The 21,434-nt window shown below is 68.5% G+C and carries 21 protein-coding genes and 3 pseudogenes; 12 read left to right on the plus strand and 12 right to left on the minus strand.

The genetic code is table 11. The features are described 5' to 3' along the window. Positions 1-15: 15 nt before the first annotated feature. Complete coding sequence (locus ACFY5B_RS23675; protein ID WP_389972254.1) at positions 16-579, minus strand: GNAT family N-acetyltransferase; 564 nt, start codon at positions 577-579, stop codon at positions 16-18. Between the two features lie 748 nt (positions 580-1,327). Beyond that, positions 1,328-2,209, minus strand: a complete 882-nt coding sequence (locus tag ACFY5B_RS23680) for a radical SAM protein (RefSeq protein WP_389972256.1) — start codon at positions 2,207-2,209, stop codon at positions 1,328-1,330. A gap of 427 nt (positions 2,210-2,636) precedes the next feature. On the opposite strand from ACFY5B_RS23680, the gene ACFY5B_RS23685 reads away from it, so the two are divergent. From ACFY5B_RS23685 to ACFY5B_RS23700, 4 genes and pseudogenes are all read left to right on the plus strand, one after another. Next, entirely contained in the window at positions 2,637-2,873 is a 237-nt protein-coding gene (locus ACFY5B_RS23685; protein ID WP_389972258.1) for a VOC family protein, read from the plus strand. A 133-nt stretch (positions 2,874-3,006) separates the two neighbouring features. Next, positions 3,007-3,789, plus strand: a complete 783-nt coding sequence (locus ACFY5B_RS23690) for an MBL fold metallo-hydrolase (RefSeq protein ID WP_389972260.1) — start codon at positions 3,007-3,009, stop codon at positions 3,787-3,789. A 26-nt stretch (positions 3,790-3,815) separates the two neighbouring features. Further along, positions 3,816-4,211 carry a nuclear transport factor 2 family protein gene (locus ACFY5B_RS23695; RefSeq protein ID WP_389972262.1) on the plus strand — a complete coding sequence of 132 codons (396 nt, stop codon included), beginning with the start codon at positions 3,816-3,818 and terminating at the stop codon, positions 4,209-4,211. A 71-nt stretch (positions 4,212-4,282) separates the two neighbouring features. Beyond that, a pseudogene (locus ACFY5B_RS23700) lies at positions 4,283-4,541 on the plus strand (TIGR03618 family F420-dependent PPOX class oxidoreductase); the annotation flags it as partial. Positions 4,542-4,619: 78 nt separating this feature from the next. On the opposite strand, the gene ACFY5B_RS23705 reads toward ACFY5B_RS23700, so the two are convergent. From ACFY5B_RS23705 to ACFY5B_RS23735, 7 genes and pseudogenes are all read right to left on the minus strand, one after another. Continuing rightward, a complete protein-coding gene (locus tag ACFY5B_RS23705; protein ID WP_389972264.1) occupies positions 4,620-5,135 on the minus strand; it encodes a MarR family winged helix-turn-helix transcriptional regulator in 516 nt (171 codons plus the stop codon). A 145-nt stretch (positions 5,136-5,280) separates the two neighbouring features. Next, positions 5,281-5,616, minus strand: coding sequence for a hypothetical protein (locus tag ACFY5B_RS23710; RefSeq protein WP_389972266.1), 336 nt, complete (start codon positions 5,614-5,616; stop codon positions 5,281-5,283). A 253-nt stretch (positions 5,617-5,869) separates the two neighbouring features. After that, a complete protein-coding gene (locus ACFY5B_RS23715; RefSeq protein ID WP_389972268.1) occupies positions 5,870-7,108 on the minus strand; it encodes a PP2C family protein-serine/threonine phosphatase in 1,239 nt (412 codons plus the stop codon). Between the two features lie 199 nt (positions 7,109-7,307). After that, positions 7,308-7,622, minus strand: a pseudogene (locus tag ACFY5B_RS23720) (hemolysin III family protein); the annotation flags it as partial. Between the two features lie 497 nt (positions 7,623-8,119). Then, the gene (locus ACFY5B_RS23725) at positions 8,120-9,172 is read right to left on the minus strand and encodes a hypothetical protein (protein WP_389972270.1); all 1,053 of its coding nucleotides are present in this window, start codon (positions 9,170-9,172) and stop codon (positions 8,120-8,122) included. Between the two features lie 536 nt (positions 9,173-9,708). Further along, positions 9,709-11,556 carry an FG-GAP-like repeat-containing protein gene (locus ACFY5B_RS23730; protein ID WP_389972272.1) on the minus strand — a complete coding sequence of 616 codons (1,848 nt, stop codon included), beginning with the start codon at positions 11,554-11,556 and terminating at the stop codon, positions 9,709-9,711. 67 nt (positions 11,557-11,623) lie between these two features. After that, positions 11,624-12,343 carry a hypothetical protein gene (locus ACFY5B_RS23735; RefSeq protein WP_389972273.1) on the minus strand — a complete coding sequence of 240 codons (720 nt, stop codon included), beginning with the start codon at positions 12,341-12,343 and terminating at the stop codon, positions 11,624-11,626. A 404-nt stretch (positions 12,344-12,747) separates the two neighbouring features. On the opposite strand from ACFY5B_RS23735, the gene ACFY5B_RS23740 reads away from it, so the two are divergent. Next, the gene (locus tag ACFY5B_RS23740) at positions 12,748-13,839 is read left to right on the plus strand and encodes a hypothetical protein (RefSeq protein WP_389972275.1); all 1,092 of its coding nucleotides are present in this window, start codon (positions 12,748-12,750) and stop codon (positions 13,837-13,839) included. Positions 13,840-13,882: 43 nt separating this feature from the next. After that, positions 13,883-14,434 (plus strand): hypothetical protein, encoded by a 552-nt coding sequence (locus ACFY5B_RS23745; protein WP_389972277.1) that lies wholly within the window; start codon positions 13,883-13,885, stop codon positions 14,432-14,434. A gap of 51 nt (positions 14,435-14,485) precedes the next feature. Here ACFY5B_RS23745 and ACFY5B_RS23750 read toward each other — a convergent pair whose 3' ends face one another. Beyond that, positions 14,486-16,024 carry an RICIN domain-containing protein gene (locus ACFY5B_RS23750; RefSeq protein ID WP_389972279.1) on the minus strand — a complete coding sequence of 513 codons (1,539 nt, stop codon included), beginning with the start codon at positions 16,022-16,024 and terminating at the stop codon, positions 14,486-14,488. Positions 16,025-16,332: 308 nt separating this feature from the next. Between ACFY5B_RS23750 and ACFY5B_RS23755 the strand changes: the two are divergent. The 4 genes and pseudogenes from ACFY5B_RS23755 to ACFY5B_RS23770 all read left to right on the plus strand — a co-directional run. Beyond that, positions 16,333-16,467, plus strand: a pseudogene (locus ACFY5B_RS23755) (peptidylprolyl isomerase A); the annotation flags it as partial. Between the two features lie 288 nt (positions 16,468-16,755). Next, the gene (locus ACFY5B_RS23760; RefSeq protein WP_389972281.1) at positions 16,756-17,034 is read left to right on the plus strand and encodes a polyprenyl synthetase; all 279 of its coding nucleotides are present in this window, start codon (positions 16,756-16,758) and stop codon (positions 17,032-17,034) included. After that, on the plus strand, positions 17,024-18,079 hold the full coding sequence (locus ACFY5B_RS23765) for a polyprenyl synthetase family protein (protein WP_389972283.1): 1,056 nt from the start codon (positions 17,024-17,026) through the stop codon (positions 18,077-18,079). The genes ACFY5B_RS23760 and ACFY5B_RS23765 overlap by 11 nt, the downstream gene beginning before the upstream one ends. Before the next feature lie 82 nt (positions 18,080-18,161). Further along, positions 18,162-19,322, plus strand: coding sequence for an oxygenase MpaB family protein (locus ACFY5B_RS23770; RefSeq protein WP_389972285.1), 1,161 nt, complete (start codon positions 18,162-18,164; stop codon positions 19,320-19,322). A 218-nt stretch (positions 19,323-19,540) separates the two neighbouring features. Here the strand turns inward: ACFY5B_RS23770 and ACFY5B_RS23775 are convergent, their stop codons facing one another. Further along, a complete protein-coding gene (locus ACFY5B_RS23775; RefSeq protein WP_389972287.1) occupies positions 19,541-19,933 on the minus strand; it encodes an ABC transporter permease in 393 nt (130 codons plus the stop codon). Between the two features lie 200 nt (positions 19,934-20,133). Between ACFY5B_RS23775 and ACFY5B_RS23780 the strand changes: the two genes are divergently transcribed. Both ACFY5B_RS23780 and ACFY5B_RS23785 read left to right on the plus strand, forming a co-directional pair. Beyond that, positions 20,134-20,262, plus strand: coding sequence for a hypothetical protein (locus ACFY5B_RS23780; protein ID WP_389972289.1), 129 nt, complete (start codon positions 20,134-20,136; stop codon positions 20,260-20,262). Positions 20,263-20,320: 58 nt separating this feature from the next. Then, positions 20,321-21,007, plus strand: coding sequence for a fibronectin type III domain-containing protein (locus tag ACFY5B_RS23785; protein ID WP_389972291.1), 687 nt, complete (start codon positions 20,321-20,323; stop codon positions 21,005-21,007). A gap of 64 nt (positions 21,008-21,071) precedes the next feature. Here ACFY5B_RS23785 and ACFY5B_RS23790 read toward each other — a convergent pair whose 3' ends face one another. Next, the gene (locus tag ACFY5B_RS23790; RefSeq protein WP_389972293.1) at positions 21,072-21,404 is read right to left on the minus strand and encodes a glyoxalase superfamily protein; all 333 of its coding nucleotides are present in this window, start codon (positions 21,402-21,404) and stop codon (positions 21,072-21,074) included. Positions 21,405-21,434 lie beyond the last annotated feature (30 nt).

Raw genomic sequence — 21,434 nt, forward strand, 5'->3', positions numbered from 1 at the left:
GGCATTCGGTGCCACTCAGTGCGGCAGCCCTGCCGCGTAGATCCAGTCGAAACCGTCGTATCCCGCTCCGTCGAGGTGCTCTGCCCGGGTCAGTCCAGCGCGCACAGCCACGCGTTGAGAGGCGATGTTGTTCGGCCTTACACGGGCGATCAGCGGGATGTCGGGAACGCCGCGGAACGCCCAGGTGGTGACCGCAATTGCGGCCTCGCTGGCAAGGCCCTGGCCCCAGGCCGAAGTGGCGAAGCGGTAGAAAAGATTGAGGACCTTCATGCCGTGCAGTTCCATGGGCTTGATCCCGCAAAAGCCCGGCTGCAAGGCGGAGCCGTGGCGCCGGACGACCCAGTACCCGTATCCGCGCTGCTGCCACTGATCATTCCAGCGGCGATACAGTTCCCTGGCCTCCTCGAGCCGGGTGAGAGCGTCGGAGGGGTTGTGCAGACAGGTCTGAGGGTCACGATGGAGGGCCAAGATCGCGTCGATGTCGACTTCGGTCGGACGCTGCAACGACAGTCGGGAAGTGTGCAGCTGCTCGCCCTCAGGGCTCCGGTCACTCATGTGAAGGTCGTAGAACTGCGCCACACGGCCCTCCCCAAGTCCCGAGCGGGCAAGCACGCCGCGTTCCTGCCCTCAGCTCCGCCGGCACCTCCAGTGGTTCGCCGAGAACGAATGGGACGGCCTGATTTTCCTCGGGGACAAGGGTGCCCCTTTCCCGCACTCGGCCTTCGGCCGCAAGTGGCGCGGGGCGAGCACCAAGGTCGGCATGCCGTGCCACTTCCGCTTCTCCCTCCGGCCCCCGTGGGCGTACTCGCGTGAACAACGCTCCGGGTCAATACACCTAGGGACCAGCGAAGCGCCCTCGTCACCGCCCCTGCGGGCATCGGAACCCCCGGCCAGAAGATCGGCGCTACGGAGGACGTGGTGGGCCCAGGCTCGGCCCACCACTGGTTTCGGTGCCGGGTTTCCCACCAGAGGATGATCAGGGTGACGATGCCGCTGCCGAGTTTGTATGCCGCGCCCTGCAGGAACTGGGACGGGACGCTGTGTCGATGGCGTCCGATCGCTTTTCGCAGGTAGCAGGCAGTGATGGTGCGCCATCTGCCTAACTGACCAGCCGACTGCGCCAGTTCGAGCGGCACGGCATCGTCACCCGCACGACGTATGCGGAGATCCGCCGCGCGTCGAATACGCGCTGACCCCTCTGGGCGACGGGCTGCGCGAGGTCCTGGAGGCCATGGGGACGTGGGCCATGGGGGTGCCGGACCCCGAGTCCGGCGTCACCGCCTGGCGCACGCCTGGTCCGGCGCCCCGGACACGGTCACGATCACAGTCATGCCGAGGATGCGAGCCTCTCCCACAGGGCGTGGTTGTCGTCGTGGTGGACGACCTCCTCGAAGCGCAGCCGCAGCCCGTGTCTGTGCAGCAGCTCCGCCACGATCGTGTCGAGTTGTTCGCGGTGCTCCTTCGTCCGCGCCTGGAGGTACGCCTCGCGGACGTCTTCGGGCTCGTCGGCGAGCACCTGGTCCATGCGCTCGCGGATGTACCGCTTGAGGTTGATGTGCTCCATGAACACCTCCCCGATTCCTGCCTCGACGAGCTGCCCGAAAAGGTCGTCCAGAAGCTCGGGCTGGGTGGCGAAGTGGGGCAGAAGCGGGCCGACGAAGGCGTAGGTGGGGATGCCGGCCTCGTTCAGCTCGGCCAGGGTGCGCAGGCGGCGGGAGGCGAGCGGGGCGCGGACCTCCAGCCAGCGGCTGACGTTGTCGTCGGTGGTGGTCACGGTCATGCCGACCTCGGCGCGCGGCAGACCGGTGAGCAGGTCGACGTCGCGGGTCACGACGGGTGACTTGGTCAGGATGCGCACCAGGCCCGGGTACTCGACCGCTTGAAGTTCGCGCAGGATGCCGCGGGTGAGCCGGTACTTCGTCTCGTGACCCTGGTAGGGGTCGGTGACCGAGCTGAGCAGCATCGTGCCCCGCCGTTTGTCCTGCGGCATCTTCGCCAGCTCCTTGCGGGCGAGTTCGACCGCGTTCTTCTTCACGTACAGGTAGTCGCCCCACTCCTTGACGGACCGGCCGAACTGGCGCCCGGCGAAGCTGGCGAAGCAGTAGGCGCAGCCCAGCACACAGCCGGTGTAGGGGTTGATGACGTAGTCGTTCGACGGGGTCTTCGACTTCTGGATCAAGGTCTTCGCTTCGATCTCGACCGGTTCCATGGCGGCTTCCTTCCTGCTGGCCCGGCGGTCCCGTACGAGGGGCCGGGTTCCTCCACCGTCTGCGGGCCGGTCATCCGAGAACCACCGAACCCACACCCGTGGAACAATAATCTAAGGAAGTTGCTTCCATGGAATACAAATGGTTTGCTGGACCCCGGGCCGGTTCCGGGCCCTGCCCCCTGCCGGTCAGGCATGTCGCCCCACTGCCGGGTGGCCTTCATTGCCTGGATCCGGCATGCCACGGAAGACACATTTGCCCCTACAGGGCGTAAGGAGTGAGCGCCATGACCCTTCCCGCCTTCAACTCGGTGGCCTGGTTCGAGTTCGGCACCGACCAGCCGGAGAAGGTCAAGGAGTTCTCGGCGAGCTCTTCGACTGGCAGTACATCCTCACCACCAACACCCCGGGGGTCGCCTATCACTCGGTGATGACGCCGGGCGCCCAGCAGCCGGCCGGTAGCGTATGGGAGTCGGAGGGCGGCTTCCCCGACTACACGATCTTCTACGTCTTCGTCCAAGACGTCGCCGCAATTGTCGAGCGCGCCGAGAAGCTGGGCGCAGAGGTGCTCATGGCGCCGGTCTCCGACTCCGCGGGTTTCACCTTCGCGCGGCTCAAGGACACGGCGGGCCACCACTTCGGCGTGTTCTCCGTACCCGCCCCGTAAGCCCGGCCCTGGGCCGCCGGCCCGGCTCAGAGAGCGGGCGGCCCCGTAACCCGCGCGTGCCTCTTGCGCCCTGCCTCCCCGCCGGAGCACGCCGCAGGGCCACGTACACCGTTCACCCGACCGAGAGGTTCCGATGTCCGGCGCCAGCGTCACCGGCGAAACGATCCCCGTCCGCGTCTACGGCGGCCCCACCGCCCTGATCGAGTACGGCGGACTCAGGCTCGTCACCGACCCGACCTTCGACCCGCCCGGCGAGTACCCCATGCCCCTCCCCGGCGACCACAAGCTCGTCAAGACCGCTCCGTCGCCGGTCACCGCCGCCGGCCTCGGCCGCGTCGACGCCGTCCTGCTCTCCCACGACGAGCACGACGACAACCTCGACAACGCCGGCCGCGGCCTCCTGGCCGAGGTGCCGGTCGTCTTCACCACCGAGAGCGGCGCCGGCCGCCTGGGCGGCAGCGCCCGTGGCCTCGCCCTCTGGCAGACCGCCGAGCTCAAGCGGCCCGACGGCGGCAGCGTGACCGTCACCGGCGTGCCCGCCCGGCACGGCCCCGTGGGCTGTGAGCCGATCACCGGCGACGTCATCGGGTTCATGCTCACCTCCGACGACCTGCCCTCGGTCTACGTCAGCGGCGACAACGCCGCCCTGGAGCACGTCAAGGAGATCGCCGAGAGGTTCGCACCCGTCGACACCGCGATCCTCTTCCTCGGCGGCGCTCGCATGCCCTTCGCCTTCGACAGCGCCCTGCTCACCCTCGACAGCGCCCAGGGCGCCGAGGCCGCCAAGACACTCGGCGCCCGACGCGTCGTCCCCGCGCACTACGACAGCTGGACCCACTTCCAGGAAGGCCACGGCGAGATCCAGGCCGCCTTCGCCGAAGTCGGCCTCGCCGACCGCCTCGACTTCGCCCGATGACCCCGACCGAACCCACGGAGACCACGATGACCACTGCCAACCTCGACCTGGCCCGCGCTTACTTCCAGGCCGTGCAGACCGGAGACATGGCCGCCCTCGGCGGCCTCCTCGATGAGCAGATCGTCTGGCACCAGCCCGGCGCCAACCAGTTCTCCGGCGACCACAAGGGCCAGGGCGCCGTCTTCCAGATGCTCGGCAGCATGATGGAGGCCAGCCAGGGCACCTTCGCCATCGACAAGATCCACTCCCTCATGGGCAACGGCGACCTGGTCGCCGCCACCATCCACTTCACCGGCCGCCGCGGCGACACGTCCATGGCCATGGACGGCGTCGACCTCCTGCGCATCCAGAACGGCAAGATCACCGAGATGTGGCTCTTCTCCGGCGACCAGAGTGCCGAAGACGCCTTCTGGGGCCGCTGACACCCACCATGTGCCCCGAGGCCGACCCGGCCTCGGGGCTTGGCGACGGCCCCACCAGTGAAAGGCATCGCATGCGGAAGATGACCGACGAGCAGTGGCGGGCGTTCGTCACGCACGGCACCCGCACCGGCAAGCTGTCGACCGTCAAGGCCGACGGCAGCCCGCACGTCACACCGGTCTGGTTCCTCCTCGACGGCGACGACATCGTGCTCACCACCGAGAAGGACGGCGTCAAGGGCCGCAACCTCGCCCGCGACGGACGCTTCGCCCTCTGCGTCGACGACGCCCCCCCGTACGCGTTCGTCATCCTCCAAGGGCATCGCCGACTGAACGACAACGTCCCGGGCACGGCAGCGGGGCAGGCAACCGTGGTTGCCTGCCCCGCTGCCGTGCCCGGGACGTCCTGGCTCACGAGGCCGGCCGGCCGGGCTGCTTCGGCGCCCGCATCGCCGGCACCGGCGTCTGACCCGCGGCCCTCCGCTCCGCATCCAGAGCACGTCCGGCCGCCCGCAGCGTACTGAGGACCGCGGTCACCTCGCGTACCGACTCCTCAGGAATCACCGACCCGATCCTCAGTTCCAGCTCCTCCTCGAAGACCTTCAGCGCCCCCTCCACCAGCTTCCGCCCCTCAGAGGTGAGCTCGACGATCGAGGAGCGGCGGTCGTTCGGATTGGCCCGCCGCCCGCACAGGCCTGCCGCCTCCAGACGGTCGACGACCTTGCTCGTGCCGCCCACCGTGATCGAGAACTCCTCCGCGATGTCCTGGATCCGCCGCCCAGGCCGCCGCAACAGCAGGTGCAGCACCTCGAACGAGGTCAGCGCCAGGTCATACTCCGCCCGCAACCGCCCCTCGATGCCGTCCCACAACTCGATCTCCAGCGAGACCAGCTCCCGGTACAGCAGCTTCAGATCAGCGCCAGCCATCACTCATCTTCCAAAGAATTATCTTCCACAGACAGTTGATTGTAGGCCACCGGTATCGGGACTCTCAGCCAACGCCAGGGTGTTGGCACCGATGCGGGCGGGTTGAGGCCAAGATCTCAGCCGGTCGGTGGTGGCAAAGGGCTTGTCATGTGCCGAGGGTGGCCTGCGCGGGCAATGTGCGGACGACGGCATGGCGATCGGCGAGTTGCTGGTTCAAGTGGCTGTTTTCCATCGTGACCTGGTGCAGGGTGCCGACCAGTGCTTCGACGTCGGCCTTGAGCTGGGCGATCTCTTCGGCGTCCGCCGCTCGCAGTTCTCTTCGGCGCCGAACCTGCTGGCACAGCCGTTTCTCGCTGTCGGGGGTATGCCCGCGGGCGCGGACTTTGGCGTAGGCGTCGTTCTTCAGATCCTGGTGGCCTTGGGTGAGGGCGTTGCGGGGGACCTTGGCTTCGGCGGCCAGGGCGACGATGGTCACGGTCATCCGTGGACTGGTTGGTCGTTCTCCGCCAGGTGGGGCAACCGGGAGACGTTGAACGTCACGCTGGTGGAGCCCGAGCTGGTGGTGGAAGTCGGCGTCGATGTCGCCCGCGTTGCCTCCGACCGGTGGCGCCAGCCCGCACGCTGGCACCGTGCCCGCCCCGACCTCTCCCCGCCGACATCCCGACCTTCTGACGGCGACGTTGCGCAGCAAGGGCCTCCCGCTGCTTGGCCGGGTCGCCACCAAACGCCCAGGGTCACCGCCCGGGAGTGGTCCGTCCCGTCCCTGACGCTTGTGAGGCGTCGGTGAGGTCGGCGCCGGTGGCGGCGTCTCGCTGGAAGTGGTTAATGCCATGCCAGTCCAGGCACATGACGGTCGCGTCGTCCTGCAGGTGGCCGTCGTTCGCGTCGACGATCGCCGCGATGAGAGTGCGGGCGGCCTCGCGGGGATGCAGCGGGCGGGTGCGCACGATCAGGTCGGACAGGTTGAGGCTGCCTGCGTTGTGCTCCAGCATGCCGTCGGTCAGCATCACCAGCCGGTCGCCCGGACGCAGGTCCAGCGACTGGACCCGGTAGGTATGAGGGGCGTCGAAGCCGAACGGCATATCGACAGTCGGAGAGATCTCCCGCACCTGGCCGTCCCGCATCCGCAGCGGCCAGGGGTGCCCGGCGTTGACGAACTCGGTCGCGCCGTCGATCAGGCTGATACGCAGGAGCTGGCCGGTGACGTAGCCTCCGTGGCCGTGCTCGCGCATAGCCTGGTCGGCCTGGCGGGCCTGTTCGGCGAGATCGGCACCGGCCCGCCGTGCCCGGCGCAGGGCGCCCACCGCAAGGGTGGCCAGCAGCGCGGCCTCGACATCGTGACCCATGGCATCGGTCACGGAGAGCTGGACGGTGTCCCGGTCGATCGCGTAGTCGAAGGTGTCACCCCCGACGTGGTCGGCCGGCTCCAGCGCCCCAGCCACCGCGAACTGCGCCGCCTCGCATGCCAGCGACGCCGGGAGCAGCCGGTGCTGGATCTCCGCGGCCAGACTCAGGGGCTTGGTCCGGCGGCCCCACTGGTACACGTCGGTGAAGGACCGGTTCGCGATGACGATGTACGCCAGCGCGTGCGCGGTCTCACCGATCTCCCGCATCACCTCCGCGTCAGGCGCCGCCGGCAGGAACAGTTCGAGGAGCCCGATGGCGTCCCCGCGGTTGGTCACCGGGGCCACGATCCGCACCAGAGCGCCCTCGCCCTCGTCCTCCGCGCCCGGCCGCTGGGTACGGATCACATCGTCGTACAGGGTTCCCCGCAGCGTGATACGCCGGGCGGGTTCGTCTGTGTCGACGCTGCCCGCCGCCCCCAGCCGCACGACCGAACTGCCGGTGAAGTCAGTGATCAAAAACGACACCGACACCGCCCCGAGGCGCTCCTGGAGCATGCGCGCGACCACATCGAGCGACTCCACCGGCGCCGCTGCCTCCGCCGCCTCCAACGTCCCCGCCAACGTCATCACCCTGCCCCGGCCACTCCCGCCCCGGAGAAGACGAGAGACCCGCCCACCATCCGGCCCTCCTACCGTCACAGCGACTCCTCCATTGCTCGATGACGCTCAGGACTTCGCCGAGAAAGACGCGGAAGACCAGTACCGATCCCGGTACCCGGACAGGTCACATTGCACCCCCGGGCCCGACTTCTGCCCGCAAACACCGTTACTGGGTGGCTGCGAGGAGGATGGCCGTGTAGTGCGCGGTGAAGGCGGCGATGGTCAGGGCGTGAAAGACCTCGCGGAAGCCGAACCAGGCCGGAGATGGGTCCGGGCGCTTGAGTCCGTAGACGACGGCGCCCCCGGTGTAGAGCAGACCGCCGGCGATGACGAGGACGACGACGCCGGCACCGCCGGTGCGCGCGAAGTCGGGCAGATTGAAGACGGCCACCCAGCCCAACGCGATGTAACACGGCGTGTACGGCCACCGGGGAGCCCCGATCCACAGGACGCGGAAGGCGATCCCGGCCAGCGCACCCGCCGCCCGCTCCACCCCGCCCTCCAGCCGGTAGCGGCAGTCAGCCGGCCTGTTGCGACCGGAGACGCATCCATCGCCGGGATACGCAGGGTGCCGGGCGGGTTGCCCGCGCCAGGCTGGGGCTCCCGTCCGTTTTGACTTCGTCACGGAGAAGCCGCTCGAGGCGACCGCGGCCATGCCCAGCCGGCCGCCGCCTCCGCAGGACACGAATCCGGACGGCTCGCCCACAGGCGGTGTCCTCTACTCGGCTGTCCAGCCGCCGACGTTCACCGCAGGCGACATGCGGGTCGACTTCACGGCATTCCCGCCCAACGTCGGCCAACTGCCGTCGTAGCCCTGCCCTGTCCGGGTGGGTTCAGGCCGGGCAGGCCAGGTTCGCTGAAACGGGCGACCGTAGTAGTGCGACGAGGAGCCCCGGGGCATTGCCCGGGGCTCCTCATCATTGCTGCCGAGCACCCGCTGGAGACGTTGACCCGCTGGTCCCTCGGCTGGGGCGGGCGTCAGGGGGACGTCGCGTATCCCGCTGCCGGCTGGCCGAACATCTGGGCGAGGTGCCAAACGGCGTGGTCCGTCCCGTGGAAGAACACGTCCAGGCGTCCGTGTCCGTCGGCCTCGACGACGGGCTCGCCGCCGATGTTCTGCGCGATCTGCTCCCAGGCGCTCCAGTCGGTGCCGTTGACGATGGTCTGCTCGTTGACCCACAGGTGGCCGCCGCCCCAGTGGAAGGTGGCAAGCCTGGCGTCGGCGGCCCGGGCGACGGCCGGGTTCCCGGTCAGGGTGCCGCCGAGGCTGCTCAGTGTGGCCCAGCCGTTGTAGTCGTCTGTCTGCGGCAGGTGCCACAGTGCGTTGTCGGTGCCCCGGAAGAACACCTCCAGGCGGCCGTCGGCGTTGGTGCCGACGACGGGGTCGCCGCCGACGTTCTGCACGATGTTCTGGGGGCTTTCCCAGGCGTTGTTGTTGACGTCCCGCTGTCGGACGACCCACAGGTGACCGTCGGTACCGCGGAAGAACACCTGCAGACGGCCGCGGGCGTCGGTCGCCACCGCCGGGTCGCCCGACAGGGTGCCGCCCAGGGCGGCAGGGCCGGTCCAGTTGCCGTAGCCGGACTTGGTGGTCTCCCACACATGCCACAGGGCGTTGTCGGTGCCCCGGAAGAAGGCTGTCGGGCGGCCGTCGGCGTGCAGCCCGGGGACCGGGTTACCGCCGATGTTGTTGGCCAGCACGTTCCCTGCGCCGTAGCCGCCGTTGATGACCGTCTGCCAGGGATGTGCGAGGTTACCCTGCCCGTTTTTGAAGAACACCCCGATGCGCCGCGCGGCCGTGTGCAGGGCGGAGGGATCGCCGGCCAAGGTGGCGGCGCCCAGGTTCTCCCACTCCGACCAGCCGCCCCAGGTCTGCTGGTGGCAGTGCGACAGCGCGTTGTCCGCGCGGCCGCAGGCGAACACCTCCAGCCGGCCGTCCGAGGAGAGCGCCACCGTCGGATTACCCGTCAGCTGCCCGCCGAGCGAGGCCACTGGGCCCCAGGACATACCCGGCGTCGAAGGAACCGTCATGTTCTTCCCCTCCTGCTTTCGCCCCCGGAACTCTGACCAGGGGAGCCACACCTTGGGTTTGTTCAACTGCCTTTCGTGACCGCAGGGCAGGCGTGCCCCGCGGTTCTGTGGCGGAGCGTCGACAGCCGCCGGGAGCCGGCGTCGGCCAACGCACCCCTGTAAGGGCCCCGTCACCGCCCCAGCGAGCCCTTGGTAAGGGGCTGGCAGGAATCACGGGTCCGCGGGACGATTCGAGGCAATGGTCGGAGCGCTCGCCGGCTCCCCGACCTCGCCCGGGCGCTGCGGTTCGGCAGGTACGACACCGAGGGACCGCTTGGTCATCAACCGCACCACGGCCCTTCAGGCGGTAGGCGGTGCGGTCGCCGGCCTGCGAGCCGCCGGGCGGCGCGCCATGCACCGACAGGCTGGTTCAGCGCCGGCCGGGTGCGACGGTGATGTTGCGTTCGCGGGCATTGGTGTCGAGTTGGACGGCCTGGTAGCCGCCCTCGCCGCCGATGGCCGGTCGCCGTGCTGCAGCGGTGGAGGGCCTTGGAGGATTATCGGGTTCTGAAGCGGCGGAAGAGGTTTCGGGCCACGTACACGCCCGGCCCGCCGAAGCCGACGATGTCGACGCGTCCGTCACCGGTGATGTCGGCGACGAAGCGGGGGTGGTGGCCGACCCGCCAGGCGCCTGCGTCCTCGTTGTAGCCGAAGCCGCGGCACACCAGCTGCGCCTGCTCGAACCGGCCGTCGCCGCAGTTGCGCGACACCCAGACCCCTTCGTCGCCGAAGCCGACGATGTCCGGGTTGCCGTCGCCGGTGACGTCGGCGAGGAACCGGAGGTGCTTCTTGCCCGTCCACCCCTGGGCGAGCCCGAAGTCGTTCAGGACGAGCTGGGAGGGCTCGAACGTGCCGTCGCCGCGCCCACGCGCGACGACGACGCCCTGCGGGCCGAACCCGACGAGGTCCACAGCTCCGCCGTCGGCGGTCCGGACCAGGGCCCGGGGATGCTCCTCGACCGAGCTCCACCCCTGGTCGACCCCGAAGTCGTCGAGGACCCACAGAGGGTCGGCGAACTTTCCTTCCTCGTCCTGGAGTGAGATCCAGACGCCGTCGTCGTGGAAGCCCACGACGTCCGTGCGGCCGTCACCGGTGGTGTCGGCAAGGAAGCGGGGATGCCTGTCGGCAACCCACCCGCCCGCCTTCTCGTCGTGGCCGAATGCCCGGAGAGCCGGTTCCGCGGCGAGTGGGGCGAACTTCCCTTCCTCGTCCTGAAGTGAGATCCAGACGCCGTCGTCGTGGAAGCCCACGACGTCCGTGCGGCCGTCACCGGTGGTGTCGATGACGAAGCGGGGATGCTTGTCGGCAACCCACCCGCCGGCCGGCTGCCCGTGGCCGAACGCCTTGATGACCGGCTCGCCGCCCGCGGACGCAAATTTCTTGTTCTCGTCCTGCAGGAACACCCGGACACCGTCGGCGGCGAGGACGACGACGTCGGGCCTGCCGTCACCCGTCGTGTCCGCGAGGGTCCACAGGTCCTTGGGGCTCGGGGAGGGTACGGATGGGTGCAGGACGCGTTCGTCGTCCGCGAAGGTGCCGTCGCCTTCGCCGGCGGCCGTCACAGCTCCCTTCGCAGGTTTGAGCCCGACGATGTCCGCTTGCCCTGCTCCGGTGGTGTCGGCGAGGAACCGGTCACCGAGCCCGGCCCACCAGCCCGACTGCGCGCTGGGAGTGCGGGTGGCTCCGGCGCTCTGCCATGCGCCGGCGTCCTGGTCGCTTCCGAACCGCTTGACGACCAGCAGCATGTCGCTGAAGGAGGGTGTCGCTGCGGGGGCCGGCCGCAGCGCGGCCGAGCGGGACAGTCGCCAGGACTGGCGGCTGTTCCAGTGGCTCAGTGGTGCCCAGCGCAGGACGGGGTCGCTGGTGCGCTCGGGTGTGGCTGTGATGAACCGCCAGCGCTGGCTTTCCGCGCTGTCGTCGTACGCGCGCAGGACCACCCGGATGTCGTCCGCCGTGGGGTCGGCGAGGTCGAGGACGACCCCGTCGGTGGCGCCCTCGATGAAGTAGAGGCCGGCTTCGCCGTCGACAGGGACGACGTGCCAGTGCTGGTCCTTCTTGCCTGCGGTGGCGTCCCACTGGCGGACACCGCGGTCCGCGGCGGCGGGATTGTCGAGGACCTTGCCGCTGACCGCGTTGCGGATCACATAGGCCCGCTCGCCTTGTGTTTGTCCGCCTTGCGTGGCCTGTACGGGCGTGAGCTGCCACGGTTCCGGGCTCGGGCCACCGTCAGGAAAGTCGCGCACGACCAGTGCCCCGTCCGTTCCCGGCGTGGACCTGGCGCCGAGGATCTTCCCCGTGGCCGCGTTGACGATCTGAAGTTTCATTTCTTGCGTGGGCACGGGCATCGTGGTGCCTCTTCCAGGCGGTAGGGGCGTGGACTCGGGACAGGTGTGACGGAGAGGCGGCCGCGGCTCATGTGAAGACGTGGTGGTAGGGGACGTTCCACTCGTTGGGCAGCCGCGGGTAGAAGGTGTTGATGACCGTCCCGGTGAAGTCCCCGCCCCAGTTGTAGGTCACGCGCACCTCGCTGTCGGCTGCCACCGCGTGGTCCTTGAAGCCGAGGATGGCGTCGGGGTGGGTGATCGGCACGAAGGTGATCCCGCCCCACGGCGTCAGCGTGACGACCCAGAGCTGGGTGTCCTCGGGCGCGCCGTTTTTCCCGCGCCACAGGTCACCGACCTTGTCGGGCAGGCCCACCTGGACGGTGTCGGCCGTTGCCTCGGGGGCTTTCTGGTGGACGGTGATGCGCCGACGCTGCGGCTTGGGCGCGCCGTCGTCGCCGCGCCCGGCATCGGCCTGGCCGGCGCCGGTGGGCTTGGGTGTCACCTGGCCCGCGGCGCTCTCGATGAAGTACAGCGGTCGCTGTCCGAAGAAGCCGGCCGGGGTGATGTACCAGAGGTGGCCCTGCGCTTCCTTGGTGGCCGAGTCGAGCGCGGTGGACAGCTTGACTCCCTTGTCGTGGACGCTGTCCTTCAGGTCGGCGGGCCGCAGGAAGCCGCCGTTGAAGGCGTGGACGAGCATGACCGGCCGGTTCTCGACGAGCGCGGCCACGATCGCGTTGTCATAGCTGTTCACCGCCACCGGGCCGCCGACCACGAGGTTCGACATCGTCGTGCGTTCTTGGGTGTACATCGCGGGACCTCACCTGTTCTTGAAGTGGAGAACCATAAGCCAGCCACAGTGCAGCGCTTTTCCGTGCGACATTAGCGACGGTTTCAACCGCCCTGGATCGAAATAATCCGGCCTTTATGGACGGCCGAATCAAACACCCCCTACCGCCACATGAATCACGTCTGCAACAATCGTGTGCAAGACCTTTCGAAGCCGCTGATCGAGCGGCCGGCAGCGCTTCAACTTACCGTGTTTCTCGGCGACTTGGGAATGGCCGGTGCATTCCTTTCACTCGATTGAGCGTGATATGCCAAGGCTTCTTCCCGGAAAATGAGGCCGCTGATAGCTTCGAATTTCGAAAAGCGCGCAGATGCCTGTTCGGTTCCATCGAGCGCGTTTCGGAGAGAATCAGCCGAGGACTGGGAATGCCTTCCACTGCTTACAACCTGGAACGGTTCAAGCGCCATCCGCTGACGAAGAAGAACCTGCGGGAACTCAGCATCGACCTGCCGTCCCTCCTGAACCACCCCAACCTGGTCTACACCGACAACAACGGCGTGCAGCACAAGCCCGTCGGCATCTCCATCAACAAGTCGAGCTCCGGCACTTTCGCCGGCTCCGCGTTCGATCTGGGCTGGCTGGCCTACATGAATCTCGGGGAACCGCTGATCGAAGAGCGAGGCGACGTCACTCCGCCCCCGCCGGACACGTTCTCCTCACGCGCCTACGTCAACCGCAGCGACACGCACGAGATGACCTTCACCGACTCGGTCGAATTCACCGTGTCGAACGGAGTGACGTGGTCACTCCACGGGGACGCCAAGCTCACCTTCGGCGGCAGCATCGGCGCACAGCTGCAGCTGCAGCTGCAGAACCAGCTCAAGATGGACCTTCAAGCCCAGTTCGGGACGCAGCTGCGGAACGACATGGCGAACAAGAACGCCAACACGGTGACCAACAAGAACAGCAAGGACAGCGTCGGGGTCGACAACGCCAACGCCAACGAAACAGCCACAACGAACTCGACGGGCAACTCCGCGTCCAACTCCATGACGAATTCGGTGGCGTTCACCACCCAGGGCAGCGCCACCGGCAGCGCTTCGCTCAACGCGCAGCTGGCACTTGGCCTCGCGGCCACCGTCGGCGGCTCCCTGACGACCAGCTGGACCTCAAAATCCCAGATCTCCGGCAAGGTCCCGAAGGACTCCCGTGTGGAAACCATCGCCACGCAGCGGCGTGCCCACAGGCATTACGAGTACGAGATCCCGGTGACCTTCGCCGGGTTCCTCGCGGTGAGATACGCCGTGCCGGTTCCGGTCCTGTCTCCCCCGCAGCCCGGGGCCTTCCCCGGCCTCGCCCAGGTGGTCGCCCGCGACATCGCCGACATCAACCTGGCCGGCGGCGGATACCGCATGAAGGGGCGGATGGAGGTCGTGTCCTCCCTGGACGTCCACCACACGATGTTCGAAGCCGAGCCCCTGACCTTCAGTCCACGAGCCCTGTACAAGGGACCTTGACCGGCCGGCAGCACCGCCACGACGACGACCAGGGGTAATGACCATGGTGTTCGACAATATTCTCGGTTTCGCGCAGAACAGCGCGGGGCTCTTCTCGGTGAAGGCCGGCGCAGCCGAGTCGCAGCCGGGTGCGGACGTCGACTTCGAGGACGCCCAGGAGGACACATACGACGACAAGAACACGAGCCTGTTCGTCCAATCGATCCACGGGGCATCCTCCCGGGCGAAAGTCGTACAGGAGCAGTCACCCGAAGCGCGGGTCATCATGGGCATCCTCGGCTCCTTCATCCAGACCACCCGGGACTCGGCCCGTACGCAGTCCCAGCACGCCCACGCCGACTCGGTCTCCGGCACAGCGTCCGCCGGCATGTCAAAGGCGAGTGAGACGGTGAAGAGGGAAGGCGGCCTGCAAAAGAACGAGGACCTCCAGGACAAGCCGGACAAGGAGGCTTACGCCAAGGTCCCCGAGGCTCCGGAGTCACCCACGGCCGCACCGCCCCCCAAGGCGCCCCAAGCGGCCGCAGAGCCTCCGCAGAAGCTGGGGAAGACCAAGACGACCGAGACGACCACCGAGGAACCGTCCGGCTCCCAGTAGCGCTCAAGCCACGAGGAGGCAGGGGCATGACCGCCCCTGCCTCCTCGTGCGTCACACCGGGAGCAGGTGCCACTGACGGTCCCTGGGAGGACCCGCCGCCTCGTACTGCTTGATCACCGTACGGGCGTTGGTGTCGACTCCCAGGAGCAGACCACTGTTGCGGTTCGCGATCTCGTACACCCGCGGAGTGCCGGTCACCGCGCCCACCGGGATCAGCCGCCAGTGCTGGTGGTGCGCGTCAGCGCCCTCATAGGCGCGCTGCGCCACCACCGCCCCCTTGGTCTCCTGCGCTCCCACAATCTCCAGGACCTTGCCGCTGCGCACGTTCTCGATCCGGTACAGGACCTCGCCGTCGTCCTGGCCCGCCGCGATGAGCCGCCACCGCTGGTGATCCCTCGGGGCGGAGAGGATCTGGTGGACCTCGGCCCCGTCCTTGGTGGACTCACGCACGACCGACATCCGCAGCCTGCTGCGGACGTTGGCCCAGGAGACCACCGTGCCCGAATCGGGCAGCCCGGCCAGCTTCGCCGACGTGACCTTTCGGACCCGGTTGTTGGTGTAGTCAGCGATGTAGAGGGTGTCGACGCAGTCCACAGCGAGCCCGTGCGGGGAGCTCAGCTTGGCCGAAGCGGCCGACTCGCCGTCACCGCCGAAGGTCGCGGCGCCCGTGCCGGCGAGAGTGCTGATCTTTCCATCGGCCGCGACCTTCCGAACCCGGTGGTTGTTGGTGTCGGCGATGTAGAGAGTGTCAGTGCTGTCCACTACCACTGCCATAGGCGAGAACAACGGTGCCAAGACGGCCTGGACGCCGTCACTGCCGAAGGTCGCGGCACCTGTGCCGGCGACCGTGTTGATCTTCCCGTCGGCCTTCGTGACCTTCCGGACCCGTTGGTTGCCGCAGTCGGCGATGTAGAGGTCGCCTGCACTGTCCACCGCCACGGCGGTGGGGTTCTTCAGCTGGGCGGAGGTGGCGACGGTACCGTCAGGGGCCAAGGCCGGGGCGCCCGTCCCGGCGACCGTTCTGATCTTCCCATCAGCAGCCGTGATCTTCCGGATCCGGTGGTTGCCGTAGTCGGCGATGTAGACGTCGCCCGCGCCATCCACCGCCACACCGAACGGCGTGTTCAGATGGGCGGTGGTGGCGGAGACGCCCTCACCGCCGTAGGTCGCGGTGCCGGTTCCGGCGAACGTGTGGATCTTCCCATCGGCCATGGTGATCTTCCGGATCCGGTGGTTGCCGGAGTCGGCGATGTAGAGATCGCCCGCGCTGTCCACGGCAATCCCGCGCGGGTAACTCAGCGGGGCTGAGACGGCGGACACACCCTCTGCCCCGCGCCCTGCACTCCCCGTTCCCGCGACCGTGCTGATCTTCCCGTCAGTCGTGACCTTCCTGATCCGGTGACCGCTGTATTCGGCGACGTAGAGGGTCCCGTCGCGGTCCACCGTCATCCCGTACGGACCGCTCAACAGAGCCGAAACGGCCAGCTCCTTGTCCCCTTTGGGCGCCCCCGCGGTACCCGTTCCCGCGACCGTGCTGATCAGGGCAGTGAACTCCTCGCCCGCTGCAGCTCCCGTGCTACCAGTGCTCATCTGCATCCCTTCACCGTTCACCCGACCGCCGACCTGATGATGACGTCCACGGCGGACAAACAGAACGAAAAGCAGGACCCCGGATCACACCTCCGTCTGGAAACGGAGCGTTTGCCCATCTGGGGCTTTGCGGCGCCTCCCGCACAAGGCCAACCACTCGCCGACACACGGCCGAAAGGCCAGCCACCCTCACGAGGGAACAACAGGCGCGGCATTGACGAAGCCCGGCTCCACTTTCGCTTTGCGTCGCGGTATGCGGCGGCGAAGGCGGTGAGCCTGGTCGTGGTCCCGGCCGCGACGCCGGCTACACCGTTCTCGGGAAGGTCGTCAAAGGCATGGACGTGGTCGACATCATCGCGAAAGGCCACACGACAATCAGGCAGGGCATGCAGGACGTGCCAATCGACACCGTGGTCATCAGTTCCACCCAGCTCGCCTCCTAACCCCAAGACTGCAACCGTGATGTGCCGGGCAGCGGGACGGTGTCGGGCTGGCGGAGGTAGTCAGCCGTGACGGCGGTGGGGCTGCATGCCATGAGCTTGCTGACTCCGGCGGCCCGGACGCATCCGTTGTCCGGTGAAGGGCGGCGGGTGGGGATGTGCTGGCCGTACATCCATACGGTGTGATCGCTCGTTGGTGAGTTCTCCCCCCTCTCCACCTGGTGTGACACGACGCTGGAAGACGCGGCGCTCAACCGGCGCCTTCACATTCTTCCGTGGGTGGGGGTAGGCATGACACGGGGAGCGGAACACCGTGGAAGTCCGGAACAGCAAGTGGTGCTGCTGGTGGCGGGGCTGGCCGATCTGGCGGTGAGCACCTTGGGTTCGGCGCTCGGCACGGTGCGAGGGCTGCTGCGTCGCTCGGACACGGCGGAGCTGGCGGCTGAGGCCGAGCAGGACCTGATCGCGCGCGGTCGCCTGGTGCTCGACCAGTACGCAGCCGCGCCACCGGCCCATCTGGAGGTGCTCGCCCGGCAGGCCATGGCCCGGCAGGCCGGCGATGGTGTCTGAACGCTGGGAGCCGCTTGCGTTCAAAGCGCGCGTCGATGAGGTGCTGTGCGACTTCGTCGCCCGGGAGGCCGACCAGTTCGCGGCGGTCGATCCGGCTCTGGAGCCCGTCGCCCGGCAGCTGGAGCAGGCGGTCGCGGAGGGCAAGCGGCTGCGGGCGGCGTTTTGCTACTGGGGCTGGCGTGCGGCTGGGCAGCCGGACAGTGATGCTCTGGTGCGGGCGGCGGCTTCCATGGAGCTGGTGCACGCCGCCGCGATCGTGCACGACGACCTCATCGACGACAGTGCGCTGCGTCACGGCCGCCCCACGGCGCATGTCGCCCTGCGGATCGCGTTGCGGCGCCGGCCGCGTGCGGTGAACGCGGCCCGCTCGCTGGCGATGCTGGTGGGGGATCTGCTGATGTCGCTGGCCGGTCAGTTGTTTGTCTCCAGCGGTTTGCCGGCCGCCTACCTCGGTCGGGCCCGCCCCCTGTGGGTGGCGCTGGCCCGCGAGCTGATCGCCGGAGAGTGCCTGGAGATTCTGCACACCGGTGCCATGCCGGACACCTCCGCGTCGTTGAAGGTGATCCGGTACAAGACCGCCAAGTACACCGTCGAGCAGCCTCTGCTGATCGGCGGCGCGCTGGCCGGCGCCGGTGAGCGGCTGCGGGAGGGGTATTCCGCGTACGGGTTGCCGCTGGGCGAGGCATTTCAGCTCAGGGACGACCTACTGGGCCTGTTCGGAGATCCGGAACGCACCGGCAAGGCCAACCTCGACGATGTGCGCGGCCACCGGCCCACCGCCCTGCTGGCGGAAACATGGCGTATCGCCAGTGGCGAGGAGCGGGAACAGCTGCGTGCCCTGCTCGGCCGACGCGACCTGAACGGAGACGGTCTGGAAGCCGTGCGCGCGCTGATGCAGCGGCTGAAGGCGCCGGACCGCATCGAAGAAATGATCACCGCGCGCGTCGAAGAAGCCACACGCTGCCTGCACGACCTGGACCTTCACGGTCACGCCACCGCTGCCCTGACCGCCCTTGCTCAGTCGGCGGCGGTCCGCCACCACTGACGCCCTCGCAGCACGGCCGCACCGCACCGCCACATGCCCGCGACGGCGCCCCGCTCGCCCCGCACGACCAAGGAGCCCTGTGATGAGCTACACCGAGGCATCGATGGACGCCCTGCGCCAAGCCGGTGACGAACTCGCCGACGCCACCGTCGCCACCCTGTTCGAGCGCGGCGAGGTCGGCACGTTCAACACCCTCATGCGGTACGTGTCCACCGCCGGCGCTCCCCTGCCCGACGGGCTGCCCGACGTGGCCCGGGAATACCTCCAGGTCACCAGCGCCCCGCCGGCCTGGGTGGACTGGACCGAGATGGAAAAGGCCCGCCTGTTCTTCATCGACAACAACGTGCACATCTCCACCGCGCTGTCGTTCGCCTCCATGCCAGCCTGCTACGTCGTCCCGCACGTGGCCCAGCTGCTGTCGGCCACCCACGGACTGAAGTACCCCTCCAAGCGGATGGCGGAGACCGGCCAATTCACCGTCTACCTCATGCAGCCAGGCGCTTTCGAGACCGGCAGCCGCTTCATCCCGGCCGCCCAGAAGGTCCGCCTCCTGCACGCCTCCATCCGCCACCACCTCAAGCGCGAGAACCGCTGGGACACCACCGCACAGGGCGTGCCGATCTGCCAGGAGGACATGATCGGCGGGCAGATGTTCTTCTCCTTGCTCGTCCTGGACTCCCTGCACCGCCTCGGCATCCACATGTCCACCGAGGGCGCCGAGGCCTACTTCTACGCCTGGCGAGTCGTTGGAGCGATGCTCGGCGTCGACCAGGACACCGTCCCCAAAACCCTCGAGAAGGCCCGCCAGTTCCTCGACCTGTACATGATGCGGCACATGGGCCCGTCCGCGGAGGGCACCCATCTGACCCGGCAGCTGATCGACCTGTACGAGGAAGTCGTCCCCGGCACGTTCTTCGACCCGATCGTCTCCGCCCTGATCCGCCACCTGATCGGCGACACCTGCGCCGACTGGCTCCAAGTCCCGCGCACCCCCTGGGACACCGTCGTCAAAGCGGTCCCCCACCTGCTCGGCATCCTGGAGACCATCGAGGACCGCTCACCGCTCGGCGCCTGGGCACTAGACCGCCTCGGCCACCTCACCACCATCCTCGAACTGTCCTCCCTCACTCGCGGACGCGTCATGCACTACGCCATCCCCGAACAACTGAAGAACGACTACGGCGTCACCCCCACCATGCCCCGCACCCACCGCTGGACCCCACCCGCACCCAGCATCACCTGACACACAGCGCAGCCAAAACGCCACGGCCACAACGACCGCGACCCGAGTGGAGACGAGCCCTGACGATGCCCGTCATTGGTTGTCCCATCGGAACAGGCGGACCGCGAGAGCGGCGGTCACGGCCCCGAAGCAGGCGAGGGCCATGGTCGGATGGATGGGCGTCGTCGTGGGGTTGTGCTCGCTGGAGAGGGTGGCGAGTAGTGCGGTGTTGAGGTGGCTCAGGGCATCGGTTCGGCGGTCTGCCGCAGCCCCGTCGGCGCCTGGGCGAGGTCGAAGAAGGTACCGGACAGCAGGGCCATGGGCATGACGAGGAAGTTGGCGAGGGCAGAGGCCGCTTCCTCGCTCTGACAGACGGCTCCGACGAGCAGTCCGAGGGCGGAGAAGGCGATGGCGCCGAGAAGGATCACGGGCAGGCTCAGACACCAGTGCTCGCCGAGCCGGACGTCGAAGACGGGGAGCAGGGCGACGCCGAGGAAGGTGGCCGTCTGGGCGAGGGTGACCGGGAGGTTGGTCGTCGAGCGGGAGAGGAGTACGGCGGTCACGGTCACGGGGGCGAGCCGGATGCGACGCAGCAGTTGGCGGCGGCGCCAGGAGACTACCGACATGCCCATCCCGAAGAGAGTGGTCGTCGACGGCAGAGTGGACGTAGTCGACGTGGTGCCGCGGCGGCCCGGGCAGCGGAGGAGTGGCTGGCCCACTTCGTCGCCTTCGATCTGCTGCGGCTGTCCGGGACGGACACGACCTCTAGGCCATATCGGGGGCGCAGGGCCGCGCTGGAGTCCGTGTTCGTCGCCGGTCGGCTGTCGGCGCCGTGGGCGCTGTGCCCGTCGACCACCGAGCCGATGTCGTCCGCGAGTGGCTGACGTCGGCGCCGGTCGGCATGGAGAGGGTGGTCTGCAAGCGGCTGGACGGCGCCTACGAGCCGTCAGGGGCTGGTTGAAGTAGGTCCGCGAGACGAGCGGGTCGGGCGGCCACCCGGGCAGGTGACCGCCCGCGCGTTGTCACACGCTGAAGTAGAAGCGCACGGCCGTACCGTCGTCGCCGCCGCGCCCGACGTACCGGACAGCGCACCCGGCCGGTCGCTCGCCACGCCGTCCGGCATGAAGTTCGACGGCACCCGGCAGGGCGTCACCGCCACCTGGAACAAGGTCTTCGGCGCGCACACCTACGACGTTCAGTGGCGTGAGGTCACCACCGACTCGAACGCGGACTGGCAGGACGTGGTGCCCGGTGTGAGCGCCCCGCGCTACGACCTGTCCTGGCAGTTCACCGACCAGCCCTACGACGGCCACACCTACGAGGTGCGGGTCCGCGCGGTCGCCGGTGACGGCGCGGCCAACCGTTCCCCGTGGTCCTCGGTGGTCCGGGGCAAGGCGGCGCCGACGACGGCGGGGCGGCCGCCGGGGCTCACCGCGACGGCCGGCGCGGGCTCGATCGACGTGCGCTGGTCGGCTCCGACCGACTCGCACAGCGGCTCGATCGTCCGGTACGCGGTATGGGTGTACGACAAGAGCACCCCGGTGAACCACTCCCGGATCATCGGCTACCCGGCCTCCGCCCGCTCCGCCCGCTCCGCCAGGATCACGGGGGTCACCGCGGGTCACGCGTACGTGATCCTGGTCTGCGCCTGGAACGCGTCGGGTGAGGGGAAGCCGAGCATGAGCGACACGGTGGTCCCGGGCTAGCGACCGGGTGCGCCGTCTGTGCCGAGCGCTCCGTTCGGGGAGACGGGTGGGCTGCCGGCGAGTGTCATTTTGTCGGCGTGCCGATCCGAAGCCGGTTGCCGTCAGGGTCGCGCAGCTCAATCTCACGCGCCCACGGAGCGTCCTTCGCCTGCACACCGAACTCGGAGGCGATGGCCTCGACATCACGCATGCGGAGGTAGACCAACGTGTCAGGGCGGGCATCGCCCTTGTGCTCCGACAAGAACAACCGCACCCCGCCCCGGGCGACCTCGACGAACACGGGAAGCCCCGGTTCGAAGCGATGTTCCCACTGCTTGACGAAGCCCAGCCGCTCGTACCACGCGAGCGCCGCCGCAGCGTCCTCGACGCGAAGAATGGGAATGACTTCCTCGTTCATGGCGCCATCGTACGCAGACCGCCCAGGGCG

The organism is Streptomyces sp. NPDC013187, from assembly GCF_042899705.1.
Classification (GTDB): Bacteria; Actinomycetota; Actinomycetes; order Streptomycetales; family Streptomycetaceae; genus Streptomyces; species Streptomyces hawaiiensis_A.